An 18,739-nucleotide genomic window follows, 5' to 3' on the forward strand; every position below is an offset into this window, starting at 1 on the left:
TTACATGAAACATTTTTCATGCGACTAAGGTATTATCCGTCCGCGACCAAGTGCCGCAACCCGCAATATATTTCTAGCCATCTAGAAAGCAGTAACCGCGCCGCCAGGCGCCGCTTGGTCGTTCATAAAGAGTGCCCCCTAGTAGCTGTCGCCAATAATTAACAATAAATCGGCTCCGGAGGGACATGACTACGGAATAGATAGCTGACTATCTTTTCCAGTACTCACTGCCCCGTACTTTCGAGTTCGGTAACTCATGGCATGTCACCGTGCGTGCGGTGTTTTACGCAGACTCGCCCAAGAGCGGGAGGCGGATTGAGTTTTTTAAATACAGGGGTAACCGATGTTTAAGAAAGTGAACAAGGCACTGCTGGGTCTGGCATTGTCCACGACGCTCATGCCTGCCCATGGCGAAGAGCCCCAGAACGTCGACGTACTGCTGGTGGGCGGCGGCATCATGAGTGCCACCCTGGGCGTGTGGCTCAACGAGCTGGAGCCGGGCTGGTCGATGCAGATGGTCGAGCGCCTGGACGCTGTGGCCGAAGAAAGCTCCAACGGCTGGAACAACGCCGGTACCGGCCATTCGGCCCTGGCCGAGTCCAACTACACCCCGTATGGCAAAGACGGCAAGATCGAAATCGGCAAGGCCATCGAGATCAACGAGGCGTTCCAGGTAACCCGTCAGTTCCTGGCCTGGCAGGTCCGTTCGGGCGTGCTGAAGAACCCGCATTCGTTCATCAACTCCACCCCGCACATGAGCTTCATGTGGGGCGACGATAACGTCAAGTTCCTCAAGGCCCGCTACGAGGCATTGCAGCACAGCCCGTTGTTCGCCGGCATGCAGTACAGCGAAGATCAGGCGCAGATCAAGCAGTGGGTTCCACTGATGATGGAAGGGCGTGATCCCAACCAGAAAATCGCCGCCACCTGGACACCGCTCGGCACCGACGCCAACTGGGGTGAAGTGACTCGCCAGTACGTTGCCGCCTTGCAGACCAGCCCTAACTTCAACCTGAAGTTGTCGAGCGAAGTCGAAGAGATCACCCGCAACAAAGACGGCGGCTGGCACGTCGAGTACAAAAACCTGAAAGACGGCACCACCCACGCCACTGACGCGAAGTTCGTGTTCATCGGTGCTGGCGGCGGTGCGTTGAAGCTGCTGCAGAAAGCCGACATTCCCGAGGCTCGCGATTACGCCGGTTTCCCGGTCGGTGGCTCGTTCCTGGTCACCGATAACCAGGACATCGCCATGCAACACATGGCCAAGGCTTACGGCATCGCCTCGACTGGCGCACCGCCCATGTCCGTACCGCACCTGGACACCCGTGTGCTGGACGGCAAGCGCGTGATCCTGTTCGGGCCATTCGCAACCTTCTCCACCAAGTTCCTCAAGCAAGGCTCCTACCTCGACCTGCTGTCGACCACCACCACCCACAACGTGTGGCCGATGACCAAGGTAGGCGTCGAGCAGTACCCGCTGATCGAGTACCTGGCAGGCCAGTTGATGATGTCGGATGACGACCGCTTCAACGCCCTGAAAGAATACTTCCCGCACGCCAAGAAAGAAGACTGGCGCCTGTGGCAAGCCGGCCAGCGCGTGCAGATCATCAAGCGTGATGCCGAAAAAGGCGGTGTACTGAAGCTGGGTACCGAGGTTGTGTACTCCCAGGACCGCTCTATCGCCGGCCTGCTGGGCGCGTCGCCAGGTGCCTCGACCGCTCCGCCTATCATGATCGATGTGCTGGAAAAGGTCTTCAAGGACAAGGTTGCCACCCCTGCCTGGCAGGCGAAGATGCACCAGATCGTGCCGAGCTACGGTACCAAGCTCAACGATTCGCCAGCGCGCGTCCAGCAGGAGTGGGACTACACCGCTGAAGTCCTGCAGCTGACCAAGCCGCCGGTGATCGACGTGACGGCCGCCCCGCAAGCTGCACCGGCCGTCAAGCCGGCCAGCAACCCGGCGGCCGACATGGCGCTGTAAGCAACCCCCTGCAGGAGCGGACCGTGTCCGCTCCTGCATCGACCTTGGCGCCCGCCAGGTCGATCAGGGCGGGAGGCGGAAGGCATCGACACTGATCCCCAACCGCCCCATCTTCACGTACAACCCTCCCCGCGACACTTTCAACTGCTGTGCCGCCAGGCGAATATTGCCTGCCGTCCCCCGCAGGGCCGCCTCGATGGCCTGCCGCTCATGACCGCGCAAATCCGTGGGTGCCTCCAGCGCCACCGGGCGACTGCCCACGATCAACTCCAACGGTAGATCCTGCGGCTGCAACCACTCGCCGCTGGCCACGTTCACCGCCCGCTCGATGGTGTTTTCCAATTCGCGGACATTGCCCGGCCACGGGTGCTCCAGCAATCGCTCCAGCGCCGCCGGGGTCAGGTCGCGTACCGGCTTTCGCAGGCTGCGAGCGCAGCGCAAGACAAAGTGCCGCGCCAGCGGTCCGATGTCTTCGCGGCGCATGCGCAACGGCGGCACGCTCAGGCTCAGCACGTTGAGGCGATAGTAAAGGTCTTCGCGAAAGCCGCCATCGGCCACCGCCTGCGCCAGGTTTCGATGAGTGGCCGCGATGATGCGCACATCCACCCGCTGGGATCTGCGCGCGCCGACCCGCGTCACTTCGCCTTCCTGCAACACGCGGAGCAGACTGACCTGGGCATCAAAGGCCATGTCACCGATCTCGTCGAGAAAGATGGTGCCGCCATCGGCCAACTCGAACTTGCCCGCCGCACCGCCCCGGGCCGAGCCACTGTTGTGGCCTTGCGGCAGCGGCCATGGCGCTTGCCATCGCAAGCGCTTATCATGCGCGTTTCCCCATGGCCGCTGCGCTCCCCCATGTCCAAGCCCCCTTTTTCCGAGCCCGATGAGTCGTCCGGCCCCCAGGATGTGTTGCAGGCCTTCCTGCAGCAGCAAGGGCGCGTGGAGAAGCAACTGAGCCGATGGGTGGCCTGCCGGGCCACGGCGGCCGACCTGTGCCAGGAACTGTTCATCCGCCTGTGGCGGCGCAAGGACGTGCAGGTGCAGGACATGAGCCAGTACATGATGCGCAGCGCACGCAACCTGGCCATCGATCATATCCGCAGCCAACGCAGCCGCCTGCGCACCGAGACCGCACTGTTGCCCGAACAGTTGGTGGGCGCCCCCACACTTTTGGAGGACGGCCACCAGGCCGAGCATGAACTGCATCAGGTGGACGCTGCCTTGCGCGCGCTGCCCGAGCGCACCCGCCATGTGTTCCTGCTCAACCGCATCCATGGCCAGAGCTACAGCGACATCGCCCGCGCCCTGGATATTTCCGCCAGCGCCGTGGAAAAACATATGATGCGCGCCTTGCAAGCCTGCAAGAGTAGCGTCGATGCCCCTACCGTGAAGCCAAGACAATGAACCTGGTCAGCCCCCCTTCCCGCCACACCCGCGAGGACATCGCCCTGCTGTGGGTGACCCGGCTGGCCGCCGAGCCCGGCAACCCGGGCCTGGACGAGGCGCGCCTGCCCGCTATCGACCAGCAGGAACTGCAGCGCTGGCTGGCCCAAGACCCGGCCAACGGCCAAGCCTATGGTAGCGCCCGCCGCCTGTGGCACCTCACCGGCCCGGGCGCGGCGCAACTGGCCCGTGAAGAAGACGCCACCTTGCAAGCGCTGCTGCGCCGCGCCAAGGCTCCGCGCCGCCGGGGCCGCGCCCGCGCAACCGGCCTGGCCGTGGCCGCCACCGTGGCACTGGCCGGCGTGCTGGCGCTGATGTGGCAACCGGAGCGCTGGCTGGACGATCTGCAAGCCGACTACGCCAGCGCCCCCGGGCAACTGCGAAGCCTGACCCTGGCCGACGGCAGCGAGGTGCAACTGGACGGTGACAGCGCCATCGACGTGACGCTCACCGACCAGGGCCGCGACGTGCGCCTGCGCCGAGGCGCCGCGTATTTTCACGTCAGCCACAACGGCCAGCCCTTCGTGGTGCACGCCGGCAACGGCGAAGTGCGCGTGCTGGGCACCCACTTTGAAGTGCGGCGCCAGGCCACTGGCACCCAGGTCACGGTGGAAGAAGGCAAGGTGGCGGTCAAACCGGCCGCCAACACCACCGCGGTACTGCTCACCGCCTCACAGCGCGTGGACTACCACAAGGGGCAGGCCGAGGCACTGCAGGCTGTCAACCCGCAGCAGGCCTTCGGCTGGCGCCAGGGGCAACTGAGTTTCCGCCGCCAGCCACTGGCCGATGCCTTGGCCGTGGTCCAGCGTTATTACCCGGGACGGATCGTGCTGCTCAACACTGAACTGGGCCACCGCCTGGTCAGTGGCGACTTCGCCAGCAATGACCCGAACGCCATGCTCAATGCCTTCCAGGGCGTGCTGGGGTACTCGCAGCAACGCCTGCCGGGAGGCACCCTGATCATTCGATGACGGGTGCACAATTAAAGATAATGAGATATATTCGCATCTTTAACCCCTAGCCAAGAGCCTATGTTCAATGCGCTGCCGGTTGCGACTTTCCTTGCTGGCAGCAGCACTGAGCGGCACCCTGGCCCTGCCGTCCACGGCACGGGCCAGCGACGCGGCACCCGCGGTGGCCACCGCGCCGCGCTACAGCTTCGCGCTCAAGCCACAGCCCTTGCCCGATGCCTTGGCCGCGCTCAGCCGCCTGACCGGGCAAAACATCGTCTACGCCGACGATGCACCCTATCAACTGCAGGCCCCCGCCCTCGCCGGTCAACTCACCGTGGAGCAGGCGCTGGGCCGCTTGCTGGCCGGCTCGGCCCTGAGTTTCCGCCGCACCGATGACAAGACCCTGGCGCTGACGGCGTTGCCCGGCAACGACGCAAAGATTCTGCTGCAACCCCTGAACATCGACAGCGAGCGCCCGGGACGCTACCAACCCGCAGCCGTGGCCCGGGTCAACCGCAGCTCATCGCCGTGGCTGGAGCAACCGCTGTCCATCAGCCGGGTCAATAACGCGGTGCTGCGCGACCAGCAGCCGCGCAACCTGGACGATGCCCTGCGCAATGTCAGCGGCCTGACCCAGGGCAACACCCTGGGCAGCACCCAGGACACGCTGATCAAGCGCGGCTTCGGTGATAACCGTGACGGCTCGATCCTGCGCGACGGCATGCCCATGGTGCAGGGCCGCAACTTCAACGCCACCACCGACAGCGTCGAAGTGCTCAAGGGCCCCGCTGCCCTGTTGTATGGCATCCAGGACCCGGGCGGGGTGATCAACGTGGTGACCAAGACCCCGCAACTCACCGCCCACAACGAACTGCAAAGCCAGGTGTCAGGCTACACCCACGGGCGGGACGGCAGCGACGTGACCCTGGACAGCACCGGCCCCCTGGGTACCAACGGCCTGGCCTACCGGATGATCATCAACCATCAGGACGAGGACTACTGGCGCAACTACGGTGTGCACCGCGAAACGCTGGTGGCGCCGTCTTTGGCCTGGTATGGCGAACAGGATGAGGTGCAACTGGCCTACGAGCACCGCACCTTTGTCACCCCCTTCGATCGTGGCACCGCCATCAACCCCGACACTGGCCACCCGCTGGCCATTCCCTACACCCAGCGCCTGGACGAGCCCTTCAACGATATGACCGGTCGGTCTGAATTGGCCCGCCTGAGCTACAAGCATCCGTTGGGTGACGGCTGGGAGGCCCGCGGCGCCTACAGCTACAACGAAGAAACCTACGATGCCTATCAGGTGCGCATCACCGCCGTGAACCCTGCGGCCGGGACCCTCACCCGCAGCATGGATGGCACCCTGGGCTCGGTGAGCCGGGCCCAGCAGGGCGAACTGGAACTGGCCGGCACGCCCCAGTGGCTGGGGCTTGAGCATGAAGTGCTGGTGGGTGTGAGCGAAGAACACAGGCTGTATTTTCGCGGTGACCTGTTGCGCCAGAACAGCCTGACTACTTTCAGCTACAGCAACCCGGTGTACGGCCAGGAAGTGGCACCCACCAGCGTCTCGGCCAGCGCCAGCGACCAATCGGACCGCCTGCGCACCACCGCGCTGTACCTGCGCGACGCCGTGCACCTGAACGATCAGTGGATTGCCGTGCTGGGCGCGCGCCTGCTCAGTTACGACCAGTACGCCGGGCGCGGCCGCCCGTTCCATGCCAATACCGACATCAACGGCACCGCGTGGGTGCCCAGTGCCGGGCTGGTTTACCGTTTCGCGCCCGATTGGTCGTGGTACGCCAGCTACAGCGAGTCGTTCAAGCCCAACTCCAGCATCGCGCCGTTGAACGCCGCCAGCGAACAGATCATTGACTCCAGCATCAAGCCCGAACAGGCCAGGGCCTGGGAAACCGGGTTGAAATATGAGCAAGCCGATGGCCTGTCGGCCAGCATGGCGCTGTATGACATTCACAAGCGCAATGTGCTGGTCAGTGAAACCGTCGACGACCTGCCTGTGAGCCGCAATGCCGGTGCCGTGCGTTCACGGGGTATCGAGGTGGAAGCCAGCGGCAACCTGGCCCCCGGATGGGAATTGATGGCCGCCTATGCCTTCACCGACGCCTGGGTCACCCGCGACCCGGAACTGCAAGGCAAGCCGTTGCAGAACGCGCCACGCCAGAGTGGCTCGCTGTACCTGAGCCACGACCTGGGTGAAGTCCTGGGTGGTGACCGCCTGCACATCGGCGCAGGCCCGCGCTATGTAGGTGAGCGCGCCGGTGACCCGGCCAACAGCTTCCAACTGCCGGCCTACACCGTGACCGACGCGTTCGCCCGCTACGACACCCACCTGGGCGACCATGGCCTGCGTGTGCAACTGAACGTCAACAACCTGTTCGACCGCCATTACTACCCATCGGCGGTCAGCCAGTACGTGGTCGCCGTGGGCGACCCGCGCCAGTGGGTGCTGAGCACCAGCGTGTCGTTCTAGGCTCTGTGCATGACCTGATCAGCCCAGGTGGGTGACCAGCTTGGTCACCAGGTACGCCTCGATGGCCTCGGTGCCGCCTTCCGAACCATGGCCCGAGTCCTTGATGCCGCCAAACGGAATTTCCGGCAGGCCTATCCCCAAGTGGTTGATCGAGAGCATGCCCGCTTCTACTCGGTCGCTCAGGGCCTGGGCGGTCTTCGAGGTGCTGGTGAAGGCATAGGCCGCCAGGCCGTACGGCAGGCGGTTGGCCTCGGTAATGGCATCGTCGACGGTGTCGAACGGCACGATCAGCGCCACCGGGCCGAACGGTTCTTCGTTCATCAGGCGCATGCCGGTGTTCAGGCCGCTGATGACGGTGGGCGCGAAGAAGTAGCCAGGCCCAGCGATGGCCGCGCCGCCCAGGTGCACGGTAGCGCCCTTGCTGCGCGCGTCATCCACCAGGGCCTGCAAGGCCGGTGCACGGCGCTCGTTGGCCAGTGGGCCCATGCTCACGCCCTCCTCCAGGCCATTGCCGACCTTGATCTTGCCAGCCAGCTCGACGAAGCGGGTGAGGAAGGTTTCAAACACCTCGCGCTGCACCAGGAAGCGCGTGGGCGATACGCACACCTGCCCCGCGTTGCGGAACTTGGAGGCCACCAGCAATTGCACCGCTTTTTCCACGTCGGCGTCGGCAAAGACGATGGCCGGGGCATGCCCGCCCAGTTCCATGGTTGCCGGCTTCATGTGCAGGCCGGCCATGGCCGCCAGTTGCTTGCCCACTGGCGTGGAGCCGGTGAAGGTCACCTTGCGGATCACCGGGTGCGGGATCAGGTAGGCGGAAATATCCGCCGGCACGCCATACACCAGGCCAATCACGCCCGCCGGCACGCCGGCGTCGGCGAAGGCACGAATCAGTTCGGCTGGCGAAGCCGGGGTTTCTTCCGGTGCCTTGACAATGATCGAGCAACCGGCAGCCAACGCCGAGGACAGCTTGCGTACCACCTGGTTGAGGGGGAAGTTCCACGGCGTGAAAGCAGCCACCGGGCCCACGGGTTCGCTGATGACGCGTTGCTCGATGCCCTGCACCCGCGACGGCACGATGCGGCCATAGGTGCGACGGCCTTCTTCGGCCAGCCAGTCGATGATGTCGGCGGCAGCCAGGGTTTCCGCACGGGCCTCGGCCAGGGGCTTGCCCTGCTCCAGGGTCATCAGCCGGGCGATGTGGTCGGCGCGCTCGCGCATCAGCTCGCCGGCCTTGCGCATGATCTTGTAACGGTCGAAGGCACTGACTTTGCGCCAGGCCTCGAAGCCCTGCTGCGCGGCCGCCAGGGCCTGGTCCAGGTCGGCGATGGCGGCGTGGGCCACGCTGCCGATGGTTTCACCATCAGCCGGGTTGAGCACCGGGATGCTGCGCCCGTCCGCGGCGTCTTGCCATTGACCGTTGATAAACAGCTGCACTTGCGGGTACATAGGTGGCTCCCCATTTTCGTGAACGAATGTTTCTACCCTAACAGGTATGAATGCTGTGACAACCCATGGCGCGCCAGGGTCAGTCGTGAAATTCGTCGACCCGGTTGCGGCTGCCGGCCATGAAGGCGTCGGCCACCAGGCGCAGCGGTTGCAGGTCGGCGTCGCTGACGCGGCGCTCGATCAGTTGGGCAAAATGCTGGTACAGCGAAGGGTATTCAGCCTCGGCCGCCAATGGCTGCGCCACGTCGTCGATAAACAGCGCGCCGCCGCCCTGCTCCAGGCGCAGCACGCCGTTGTCGGTTTCCACCACGATGCGCCAGATGTCCGGCTGCGTGTGGTCCCAGTCAAAATCAGCAGTCACCGGCAGGCCCTGGGCATCGGTCATGCTCAGCCTCGCGGCAATGGGTGCCTGGTGGTTGGCCGGCACGTCCAGCTCGGCGACGGTGACGAACAGCGGCTGCGGCAGCAGCGCGGTGGCGATGGACAAGGCATTGATGCCCGGGTCGAACACGCCCTGCCCGCCTGCCTGCCAGATCCACGCCTGGCCGGGGTGCCATTTGCGCACGTCTTCCTTCCAGGTAATGGCCACGCTGCGCAGGGTGCGGCCTTGCAGCCATTGGCGCGCCGGCGCCACAGCCGGGGCAAAGCGCGAATGCCAGGCAAAAAGGCAAGTCACGCCTTGTTCGGCGGCCAGGTCCACCAGGGCCATGGCCTCGCCCAGGCTGGCACATGGCGGTTTTTCCACCAGCACGTGCTTGCCCGCCAGCAGCGCTTGCCGCACTTGGCCATAGCGGCCCTGGGGCGGGGTGCAGAACGACAGCGCATGGACCGCCGGGCCTTCGCCAAGCAACGCTGTCAAGCTGTTGAAATTGGCCACGTCGGGGCACGGCTGGCCCAGGGTGGCCACCGCTTGCAGCCTGAAGGCCGGGCTGCCGAGAATCGCCGGCAGGTGCTGGTCCTGGGCGATTTTGCCATAACCGACCAGGCCCAGTGAAAGGTGCTCCATGGTGCGACTCCTGTTGCGGGGGATTGTTGTTTTTTCAGGAAGCGAGGCATGTCGGCGCTGAGTCTAAACGATTGCGGGTGAGGTACGACAACTGCCAACCGTGAAAACAAGTGGTCGATACGGTCCATTTTTCTTTAAACTGGCCATCACCTTTTTCCTCCCCCCCTGCCAACACGGCATGGCCGAGCGTGCTCGACCGTGCCGTGGGGGGCGCTGTCGTTCACAAGGAACCCCATGTCACTGTCTTCACTTCGCAGCAACGTCCTGGCCGGGCTGACCTCCTCCTTCGCCCTGGTGCCCGAGTGCATCGCCTTCGCCCTGGTGGCCCAGGTCAACCCGTTGATGGGCCTGTACGGCGCGTTCATCATCTGCACCCTGACCGCCCTGTTCGGCGGCCGCCCGGCCATGATCTCCGGTGCCGCCGGTTCCATGGCCGTGGTGATCGTGGCGCTGGTGGTGCAACACGGCGTGCAGTACCTGCTGGCCACCGTGGTGCTCAGCGGTGTGATCATGGTGCTGTTTGGCCTGCTGCGCCTGGGCAAGCTGATTCGCATGGTGCCGCACCCCGTGATGCTGGGGTTCGTCAACGGCCTGGCGATCATCATTGCCTTGTCCCAGCTGGAGCATTTCAAGATCGGCAGCCAATGGCTGCAAGGTTCGGCGCTGGCGGTGATGCTGGGCCTGGTGGCCCTGACCATGGCCACCGTCTACCTGCTGCCGCGCCTGACCCGCACAGTGCCGCCGGCGCTGGTGGCGATCATTGGCGTGAGCCTGCTGGTGTATGTGCTGGGCCTGCCCACCCGAACCCTGAGTGACATGGCCCACATCGCCGGCGGCCTGCCGAGCCTGCATTGGCCCAGCGTGCCGCTGAACCTGGACACCCTGAAAGTGATTGCCCCCTACGCGATCCTGATGGCCATGGTGGGGCTGCTGGAAACCCTGCTCACGTTCAACCTTACCGACGAGCTGACCGAGACGCGTGGCCAGCCTAACCGCGAGTGCGTGGCCCTGGGCGTGGCCAACGTAGCCTCCGGGCTGTTCGGCGGCATGGGCGGCTGCGCCATGATCGGCCAGACCGTGATCAACCTAAGCTCCGGGGGACGCGGGCGGCTGTCGGGCGTGGTCAGCGGCATCATGGTGCTGTTGTTCATCCTGTTCCTGTCGCCGCTGATCGAGCGTATCCCGCTGGCTGCCCTGGCCGGCGTGATGTTTGTGGTGGCCCAACAGACGTTTGCCTGGGGCTCGTTGCGGGTGCTGGGCAAGGTGCCGCGCCAGGACGCCGTGGTGATCGTTGCGGTGACCGTGATCACCGTGTTCACCGACCTGGCCACGGCCGTGCTGTGCGGCATCCTCATCGCCGCCCTGGCGTTTGCCTGGCAGCACGCGCGGGAAATCCGTGCCGACGCCGACGACAGCCAGCCCGGACGTAAGCGTTACACGCCGCATGGCACGCTGTTCTTCGCGTCCACTACGCACTTCCAGGCGCTGTTCGACCCGCGCAACGACCCGGACGAGGTGGTGGTGGATTGCCGTCACCTGCACATGGCCGACCATTCGGCCATCGCCGCCCTTGAAGCCTTGGCATCACGCTATGAAAAAGCCGGGAAGGGGTTTGCGCTGGAGCAGTTGTCGGAGCGCAACCAGCGCCTGCTGCAACGTGCCGGCGCCGCAGTGATCGTGAATTGACCCCTCGCAGGAGCTGACGTCAGGCTGCGAACATGTCCGCAGGATGTTCGGCGATGTTGCGTCGATCGCAAGCACGCTGTGCGCGCCCTCGCAGCCTGCGGCCTGGCGCCAGCGCCCACAGGTGCAGCCTTTCGGGTTGGAACAGAGGCCATCTGCCGTTAAGGTGTTACAACATTTGTTGTAAAGAGGCAGACATGACTGAAATCGCATTGGTAGTCGGTGCCAGCGGTATCGTTGGCAGCGCCCTTACCCGGGTGCTGGCCGAGCACACTAACTGGAAGGTGGCCGGGTTGTCTCGTCGCCCGGACCTCGCCGCGGGGATCATCCCGGTGGCCGCCGACCTTCAGGACCCGGCCGCCCTGGCCAGTGCCCTGGCCGGCCTGGCGCCTACCCATCTGTTCATCACCACCTGGTCGCGTCAGGCCAGTGAGGCCGAGAACATTCGCGTCAACGCCGCCATGGTACGCAATGTGCTGGATGCCCTGCGCGGTGCCCACAGCCTGCGCCACGTGGCGCTGGTGACCGGCCTCAAGCACTACCTGGGGCCATTCGAGGCCTATGGCCAGGGGAGCCTGCCGCAAACCCCCTTCCGTGAAACCCAGGGCCGCCTGGACGTGGAGAATTTCTACTACGCCCAGGAAGACGAAGTGTTCGCCGCGGCCCAGCGTGACCACTTCAGCTGGAGCGTGCACCGCCCGCACACTGTTACCGGCGTGGCGGTGGGCAACGCCATGAACATGGCCACCACCTTGGCGGTGTACGCCAGCGTGTGCAAGGCCACGGGACGGCCGTTCGTGTTTCCCGGTTCGCGGGTGCAATGGGACAGCCTGACCGACATGACTGATGCGCGCATTCTGGCCCGGCAACTGCTGTGGGCGGCCATCACGCCGGCCGCGGCCAACGAGGCGTTCAACGTCACCAATGGCGATGTGTTCCGCTGGAACTGGATGTGGCCACGGTTGGCCGAGTGGTTTGGCCTGCAAGCGGCGCCGTTCCCCGAACAGCCGATGCCGCTGGCTGCGCAGATGGCCGATGACCAGGCGGTGTGGAGCCAACTGGCTGCCGAACATGGGCTGGTGGAGCGTGATATCCAGCGGCTGATCTCGCCGTGGCACACCGACGCCGACCTGGGCCGGCCTATCGAAGTGGTGACCGACATGTCCAAGAGCCGACGCCTGGGCTTCGTGGATTTCCAGGCCAGCGACCAGGCTTTCTTCGACGTGTTCGCCCAGCTGCGCGCCGAACGCCTGATTCCGTGAAGGCGGCCGCAGCTGCCGTCATGCGAAGGCGCGCACCGCGCGCCCGCGATCGACGGCACACCGCTGAAGATACTGCGGACCTTTTCGCAACCTGGCGGCAGCTACGGGGGGCACGCAACGCGGTCAGTCGTCCAGCGACTGGGGCGCGGCGGGCGCGGCCTTGCCGGCTTTCGCTCCCTTGGCCGGCTTGCCGGCCGGTTCCGGTGTTGCCGGTGCTGGCGCGGCGGCTTCTTTCTCGGCCATGGGCATGGCGTCTACGGCGTCGAACACTTCCTTAAGCTCGATAGGCCCGCTTTTCTCCAGTTTCTTGCCGCCGTCCTTGCCCACCAGGATGGTTTTCGGCAGCTCGCCGGCGCCCAGGCTCAGGCTGCGGATCAACGCCATGGTGGCCTGGGGGTCGAGGTTCTTGCCATCACGCTGGCCAATGGTGTTGACGATGGTATAGAGCACCAGGCCGCGCTGGGCGAACGCCTGCTGGTTGGCCGGCTCCTTCAGGGCATCCTTCAGGTGCACCAGGGTGGGGTCCACCGAGCTGCGCGCGATGATGATCAAGGGGCGGGTCTTGCCCTGCTCCTGGGCCAGCGGCGAGTCACTGTCGGCTGCCAGCACAGGGCCAGCCACCGCAACGAGGGCAGCGAGAGCCAGAGACCGAATGAGCATGTACACCTCCATTTCAAATTGACGCCCTAAAGACTACGGGACAGGGCGAAAGGTCCGGCTTATGGCGTTGAATTTGTAAGTTTTTTCATCTTGCTGCGTTGAAGCTTAGGCGACCTTGCCGCACACGCAACTCGCAACACCACACGATCTCACCACGAATGTATCCGGATGCGAATGCTTATGTATCAAATCTTTACCCAGCGTTTACCGCGCTATCTCCCCATTCAGCCCGGCGCTTCTGCATAATCGGCGCTTTCGTTTCCTGTCAAAGCAGAGCCGTCATGTCATTGCTGCCTTTTTCACTTTCACGCCTCGTACGCCCCCTGGCCCTGGGCGTAGCCCTTGCCTCCCTTGCCGCCTGCGCCGGCGCGCCGCCTGCCGACGATGATGGCATGGTGTCGTTGCAGGAATACCTGAAGACCGCCTACAACCCTGGCCAGTCCAACAAGCTCGATGGCTGGGCTACCCGCTGGGCGTGGGGCACCCATCAGGTGAACCTGTCGCTGCTGGTGCCGGCCGGCCACAAGAACGTACCGCTGGTGGTGTACCTGCCTGGCCTGGGTGAAGACGACAGCGCCGGCCAACTGTGGCGTCAGAGCTGGGCCAATGCCGGCTACGCGGTGCTGACCGTGCAACCGACGCGTTACGACTCGTCGGTCTATAAGTCTGCCGATGCCCAGGCCGGTGCCTTCCGCGGCATCGCCGCCAACAGCTACGCCAACGCAGCGCTACAGGACCGCGCGGCTGAAGTGGTCACGGTATTGGCCGAAGTGCGTCGTCGCGGCCTGGCTGGCGAAGCCGGTTTCAGTGCCGTAGACGTGCAGCACACGGTGGTGGCCGGGTACGACCTGGGCGCGCAGACCGCTGCGGCCCTGGCCGGCGAGCGCGACCCCGGGCAAGTACGCCTGACCGAGTGGCGCCCGATGGGTGTGATTGTCCTCAGCCCTTACGTGGCCGCCGGTGCCGACCCTGCGCGTTTTGCCCAGGTCGACACCCCCGTGCTGTCGGTGACCGGGCCGCTGGACGAAGACCCGTTCAGTTGGGTGGCCAGCGCTCAACAACGCTTTGCCTTCTTTGACGGCCTGGGCGGGCACGGCGCCTATCAGTTGCGCCTGCAGGACGCCAGCCACAAGGACCTGTCTGGTACCGTGGCTCACGCCGAGGGCGGCAAGCCTGGCCAGGCCAAGGGCGAACGCCATCATGGCGGCGGCCCCGAAGGTGGCGGCCCTGGCGGTGGTGGCCCGGGCGGAGAAGGCCGCAGCGCCGGCAAGCCCATGGACCTGGGCGTAGACCGTCGCCAGGCCGCCAGCGTGGCAGCCGTCAGCACGGCCTGGCTGGACGCAACTATCAAGCACGCCCCCGCCGCACAGCAGTGGCTGGACCAGCAAGCCGGCCAGTGGCTGGGCCCGGTGGGCCGCCTGGAACACAAGCCCGCCACGGTGCAATGAACCTCGTCGCTTGACAGCCAGAAGCCGGCGCACCGAAGATCGAAGGTAGGAAGCTAACGGTTTACCTGACGCTTCCTGTCCTCCGCTCAGACTTCGGGAACCCGGTTAGTGAAAGGCACCTTCCGCTCGCTGCATAACTATAACTATCGCGTCTGGGCCGGTGGCGCGCTGATCTCCAACATCGGCACCTGGATGCAGCGCACGGCCCAGGACTGGCTCGTCCTGGTACAACTGACCCACGAAAGCGCCACCGCCGTGGGCATCGTCATGGCCCTGCAGTTCGGCCCCTATCTGTTGTTGATGCCCTTCACGGGCCTCGCCGCAGACCGCTTCGACCGGCGCCGGCTGGTCATGGCCACGCAAGCGTTGTCCGGGTTGCTGGCGCTGATCCTGGGGATACTGACCCTCACCGGCGTGGTACAGCTATGGCACGTCTACGTCTTCGCCTTCCTGTTTGGCTGCGTCAGTGCCTTTGACTCCATTGCCCGGCAGACCTTCGTCGCAGAGCTTGTGGGTGACAAGGACCTGTCCAACGCCGTGGCGCTCAACTCCACCTCATTCAACGCGGCGCGCATGATCGGCCCCGCCGTGGCCGGCGTGCTGATTGCCGCCATCGGCAGTGGCTGGGTGTTCCTGCTCAATGCCGCCTCGTTCGGCGCGGTGCTGTTGTCGTTGCGCTGCCTGCGCCTGGACCAACTGCGCACCTTGCAGCGCAGCAAGACCGGGCGCGGCAGCCTGCGCGCAGGGTTCGCCTACGTGCGCAGTCGCCCAGACCTGCTGGCCGTACTGTGGATGTATTTCCTGATCGGCACCTTTGGCCTGAACTTCCCCATTTTCATCTCCACCATGTCGGTCACGGTGTTCCACCAAGGCGCCAGCCAATACGGCGTGCTGACGTCGTGCATGGCCATCGGCTCGGTGCTCGGCGCGCTGCTGTCGGCCAGCCGTGCCACGCCGCGGATCGGCGTGCTGCTGGCGGGTGCGCTGCTGTTCGGCGTGGGTACCGGGTTGGCGGCGCTCATGCCCGGCTATTGGTGGTTCGGCCTGACCCTGACTGCCGTGGGCATTTCCGCGCAAACCTTTACCACTACCGCCAACAGCACGGTGCAGTTGTCCACCGACCCGGCCATGCGCGGGCGGGTGATGGCCATATTCCTGGCCATTGCCATCGGCGGCACGCCCCTGGGCGCGCCCATCGTCGGCTGGGTGGCGGACATCTGCGGGCCGCGCTGGGCGCTGGGGATTGGCGCAGCGTCGGGCTTCCTGGCGGCCGGGGTGGCGGTGCGTTACCTGATCAGGTATCGCGGGTTGCGGGTATGGATTGAAGGCCGGCGGTTACGGCACAGCATTGATACGATGATATGAACCTGGCCCCTATGGCAGCCCCGTAGCTAAACACGGTTTCTGTAGTCAGGGAAACAGCTACGATTGAAGGGGCCCACCCGGAGACGCCGCCATGAGCCAGGCCATTGCCGCCTACCTGCATTACCTGTCGATTTTCACCCTGTTCGCCCTGCTGTCCATCGAGCACGTGCTGCTCAAGCCCGAGCCCACCGTGGCCCAGGCGCGCAGCTTGATGCGCGTGGATCTGCTGTTCGGGATTGTTGCGGGGCTGGTCGTGCTGACGGGGTTGGCGCGGCTGCTGTGGTTTGCCAAGGGGCCGGACTATTACCTGCACAACGGTTTTTTTCACGCCAAAGTGGCAGTGTTCGTGCTGATCGGCCTGTTGTCGGTCGTGCCCACTGTGCGTTTTCTGGGCTGGCGCCCAGCCGTGAAGGCCGGCGTGGCGCCGACCGTCAGCGCGGCCAGCGTGCGGCACATGACCATGATCATCCGCCTGGAGCTGGCCTTGCTGATCGTGGTGCCGCTGCTGGCCACGCTGATGGCACGGGGCTTTGGCACCTTTTGACTCAGCCGTGGTGGTAGGTCACGCCCAGCGACGCCAACGCATCCCAGTAGCGCGGGTAGGTCTTGCCCACGCACAGCGGGTCTTGGATGCGGATGCCTGCAACTTTGAGACCGGCCAAGGCGAAGCACATGGCGATGCGGTGGTCGGAGTGGGTGTCGATCAATGCATCACAAGTGGTGCCGGCCAGCGCCGGGTCGGCATGCACCAGCAAATCATCGCCTTCCACGGTGGACAGGCCCGGGCGAATGGCATTCAGGCCGTCGTCCAGCGCGGCCACGCGGTCGCACTCCTTCACCCGCAGGTTGGCCAGTTCCACGAAGCGCACCGGCGTCTCATTGAAGGCCGCCAGCACGGCCAGGGTGGGAATGGCGTCCTGCATCTGCGAGCCGTTGATCACCGCCGGCATTTTCGGGAACTGGGCGATGTAGGCCTGGGCCTCGGCATCGGGCTGGGTGAACGCGTCGTCGGCCACGCCCAGGTCGAGGGTGCCACCGGTGAGGGCCTGGGCCGCCCACAGGTAGGTGGCGGCCGACGCGTCGGGCTCGATGAAGTAGTCGCCGGCCACGTAGCCGGTGGGCTGCACGCGCCAGGTGACATCGTCCAGTTGTTCCACCTGGGCACCGAAGGCGCGCATGCAGGCCAGGGTCAGGTCGACATAGCCACGGGCACCGATGTCCTTGCCGGTGAGGGCCACATCGATCGGCGTGGTGCCGCAGGCCGCGACCATCAGCAGCGCCGAGACGTACTGGCTGGACAGGCCGCCATCAATCTCGAAACGCGACGCTTGCAGGGCACCGCGGCCCTTGACCTGCACCGGCGGGCAGCCAGTGGCGCTGTGCACATCGATGCCGCCGGCGCGCAGCGCGGCCAGCAGCGGGCCGATGGGGCGCTTCTGCATGTAGTGGTCGCCGTCCAGGGTCACGTCGCCGCTGACCGTGGCCACCGCGGCGGTGAGAAAGCGCACGGCGGTGCCGGCGTTGCCCAGGAACAGTGGCTCGCTGGGTACCTGCAACTGGCCGCTGCCGGTGACCACGAAGGTGGTGTCATCCGGCTCGTCGATGACCACGCCCATCTGCCGCAGGGCATTGGACATGTGTCGGGTGTCGTCGCTTTTCAGCGCGCCATCCAGGCGGCTGGTGCCCTTGGCCAGGGCCGCCAGCAGCAGCGCACGGTTGGTGATCGATTTTGACCCGGGTGGCGAAACCTGTCCGTTCAAGGCAAAGCCAGGCGGGATCACCGTGATTGTTTGTTGCGCAGCCATTTGTTCAACACTCCCCACTCGAAAACCTTGCCGCCGGTTCTACCACAGCAATAAAGACCCCCATCATGCCATTTCTGCGCGAGCAGATCAGCCCTTTGCTTGCACCCCGTGCGCGACGGCGTCTAGGCTGGGGACTTGAATGGACCATTTCGACCACAGGAGCGCTGCATGAACACCGTCAACCTGGGCAACACCGGCCTCAAGGTATCCCCCCTGGCATTGGGCTGCATGACCTACGGCGTGCCCAACCGCGGCAAACACCCCTGGACCCTTGACGAACAGACCAGCCGCCCGTTGATCAAGCAGGCGCTGGAACTGGGCATCAATTTCTTCGATACCGCCAACAGCTACTCCGACGGCACCAGCGAGGAAATTGTCGGCCGTGCCCTGCGCGACTACGCCCAGCGCGATGAGATCGTGATTGCCACCAAGGTGTACTTCCCCATGCGTGCGGCGCCCAACGTGGGCGGCCTGTCGCGCAAGGCCATCTTCAATGAGATCGACAACAGCCTGCGACGCCTGGGCACGGACTACGTCGACCTGTACCAGATTCACCGCTGGGATTATGAAACGCCCATCGAGGAAACCCTTGAAGCACTGCATGACGTGGTCAAGGCCGGCAAGGCCCTGCACATCGGCGCCTCGTCCATGCACGCCTGGCAGTTCGCCAAGGCGCTGGCGACGTCCGAGCGCCATGGCTGGACGAAGTTTGTGTCGATGCAGAACCACTTGAACCTGATCAACCGCGAGGAAGAGCGCGACATGCTGCCGCTGTGCCGCGACGCCGGCATTGCCGTGCTGCCCTGGAGCCCGCTGGCCCGTGGCCGCCTGACCCGCGACTGGAACCAGAGCACCGCGCGCACCGAGACCGACGACTACGGCAAGAGCCTGTACCAGCCCCACACCGAGGGCAGTGACCGGCAGATTGTGGAGGCCGTATCGCAAATCGCCGCCGCCCGTGGCGTACCTCGCGCCCAAGTGGCGCTGGCGTGGGTGATGCAGGCGCCTGGGGTGACTGCGCCGCTGGTGGGCGCCTCTAAAGCCGAGCATTTGATCGATGCGGTGGCCGCACTGGAATTGAAGCTGGAGCCTGAGGAAGTCCAGCAGCTGCAGGCGCCCTACATTCCTCACGCGGTAGTGGGATTCACCTGACGGCCCACCCTGTAGCCACGTGGCCCTGTGCCTGGCTG

The 18,739-nt window shown here is 65.1% G+C and carries 14 protein-coding genes and 1 pseudogene; 10 read left to right on the top strand and 5 right to left on the bottom strand.

What is annotated here, in order from left to right:
* Positions 1 to 343: 343 nt before the first annotated feature.
* Complete coding sequence (mqo, locus tag PMM47T1_RS07590) at positions 344 to 1,981, top strand: malate dehydrogenase (quinone) (RefSeq protein ID WP_008367339.1); 1,638 nt, start codon at positions 344 to 346, stop codon at positions 1,979 to 1,981.
* A 63-nt stretch (positions 1,982 to 2,044) separates the two neighbouring features.
* On the opposite strand, the pseudogene PMM47T1_RS07595 reads toward mqo, so the two are convergent.
* Positions 2,045 to 2,764 (bottom strand): annotated as a pseudogene (locus PMM47T1_RS07595) (sigma 54-interacting transcriptional regulator); the annotation flags it as partial.
* Positions 2,765 to 2,836: 72 nt separating this feature from the next.
* Between PMM47T1_RS07595 and PMM47T1_RS07600 the strand changes: the two are divergent.
* From PMM47T1_RS07600 to PMM47T1_RS07610, 3 genes are all read left to right on the top strand, one after another.
* A complete protein-coding gene (locus PMM47T1_RS07600) occupies positions 2,837 to 3,385 on the top strand; it encodes an RNA polymerase sigma factor (RefSeq protein WP_008367343.1) in 549 nt (182 codons plus the stop codon).
* The gene (locus tag PMM47T1_RS07605) at positions 3,382 to 4,395 is read left to right on the top strand and encodes a FecR family protein (protein WP_008367344.1); all 1,014 of its coding nucleotides are present in this window, start codon (positions 3,382 to 3,384) and stop codon (positions 4,393 to 4,395) included. Before PMM47T1_RS07600 ends, PMM47T1_RS07605 begins: the two co-directional genes overlap by 4 nt.
* A 67-nt stretch (positions 4,396 to 4,462) precedes the next feature.
* Positions 4,463 to 6,871 (top strand): TonB-dependent siderophore receptor, encoded by a 2,409-nt coding sequence (locus tag PMM47T1_RS07610; protein WP_008367346.1) that lies wholly within the window; start codon positions 4,463 to 4,465, stop codon positions 6,869 to 6,871.
* Positions 6,872 to 6,889: 18 nt separating this feature from the next.
* Here PMM47T1_RS07610 and PMM47T1_RS07615 read toward each other — a convergent pair whose 3' ends face one another.
* On the bottom strand, positions 6,890 to 8,320 hold the full coding sequence (locus PMM47T1_RS07615; RefSeq protein WP_008367347.1) for an NAD-dependent succinate-semialdehyde dehydrogenase: 1,431 nt from the start codon (positions 8,318 to 8,320) through the stop codon (positions 6,890 to 6,892).
* A gap of 79 nt (positions 8,321 to 8,399) precedes the next feature.
* Positions 8,400 to 9,326 (bottom strand): Gfo/Idh/MocA family protein, encoded by a 927-nt coding sequence (locus tag PMM47T1_RS07620; RefSeq protein ID WP_008367349.1) that lies wholly within the window; start codon positions 9,324 to 9,326, stop codon positions 8,400 to 8,402.
* Positions 9,327 to 9,560: 234 nt separating this feature from the next.
* Between PMM47T1_RS07620 and PMM47T1_RS07625 the strand changes: the two genes are divergently transcribed.
* Positions 9,561 to 11,012, top strand: a complete 1,452-nt coding sequence (locus PMM47T1_RS07625) for a SulP family inorganic anion transporter (protein ID WP_008367350.1) — start codon at positions 9,561 to 9,563, stop codon at positions 11,010 to 11,012.
* A 194-nt stretch (positions 11,013 to 11,206) separates the two neighbouring features.
* Positions 11,207 to 12,271 (top strand): SDR family oxidoreductase, encoded by a 1,065-nt coding sequence (locus PMM47T1_RS07630; protein WP_008367352.1) that lies wholly within the window; start codon positions 11,207 to 11,209, stop codon positions 12,269 to 12,271.
* A 123-nt stretch (positions 12,272 to 12,394) separates the two neighbouring features.
* Here the strand turns inward: PMM47T1_RS07630 and PMM47T1_RS07635 are convergent, their stop codons facing one another.
* Complete coding sequence (locus PMM47T1_RS07635) at positions 12,395 to 12,931, bottom strand: DUF4174 domain-containing protein (RefSeq protein ID WP_008367354.1); 537 nt, start codon at positions 12,929 to 12,931, stop codon at positions 12,395 to 12,397.
* A 281-nt stretch (positions 12,932 to 13,212) separates the two neighbouring features.
* Between PMM47T1_RS07635 and PMM47T1_RS07640 the strand changes: the two genes are divergently transcribed.
* The 3 genes from PMM47T1_RS07640 to PMM47T1_RS07650 all read left to right on the top strand — a co-directional run bounded on the left by PMM47T1_RS07640 (position 13,213) and on the right by PMM47T1_RS07650 (position 16,288).
* Positions 13,213 to 14,379 carry an alpha/beta hydrolase gene (locus tag PMM47T1_RS07640; protein ID WP_008367355.1) on the top strand — a complete coding sequence of 389 codons (1,167 nt, stop codon included), beginning with the start codon at positions 13,213 to 13,215 and terminating at the stop codon, positions 14,377 to 14,379.
* Between the two features lie 108 nt (positions 14,380 to 14,487).
* The gene (locus PMM47T1_RS07645) at positions 14,488 to 15,744 is read left to right on the top strand and encodes an MFS transporter (protein ID WP_008367357.1); all 1,257 of its coding nucleotides are present in this window, start codon (positions 14,488 to 14,490) and stop codon (positions 15,742 to 15,744) included.
* Between the two features lie 91 nt (positions 15,745 to 15,835).
* Complete coding sequence (locus PMM47T1_RS07650; RefSeq protein ID WP_008367359.1) at positions 15,836 to 16,288, top strand: DUF2214 family protein; 453 nt, start codon at positions 15,836 to 15,838, stop codon at positions 16,286 to 16,288.
* A gap of 1 nt (position 16,289) precedes the next feature.
* Here the strand turns inward: PMM47T1_RS07650 and aroA are convergent, their stop codons facing one another.
* Positions 16,290 to 17,549, bottom strand: coding sequence for a 3-phosphoshikimate 1-carboxyvinyltransferase (gene aroA / locus PMM47T1_RS07655; RefSeq protein ID WP_008367361.1), 1,260 nt, complete (start codon positions 17,547 to 17,549; stop codon positions 16,290 to 16,292).
* Between the two features lie 168 nt (positions 17,550 to 17,717).
* Here aroA and PMM47T1_RS07660 point away from each other — a divergent pair, with 168 nt between their 5' ends.
* Complete coding sequence (locus PMM47T1_RS07660) at positions 17,718 to 18,701, top strand: aldo/keto reductase (protein ID WP_008367363.1); 984 nt, start codon at positions 17,718 to 17,720, stop codon at positions 18,699 to 18,701.
* The last annotated feature ends 38 nt before the right edge of the window (positions 18,702 to 18,739 follow it).

It is taken from the genome of Pseudomonas sp. M47T1, from assembly GCF_000263855.1.
In the GTDB taxonomy this organism is placed as follows: Bacteria; Pseudomonadota; Gammaproteobacteria; order Pseudomonadales; family Pseudomonadaceae; genus Aquipseudomonas.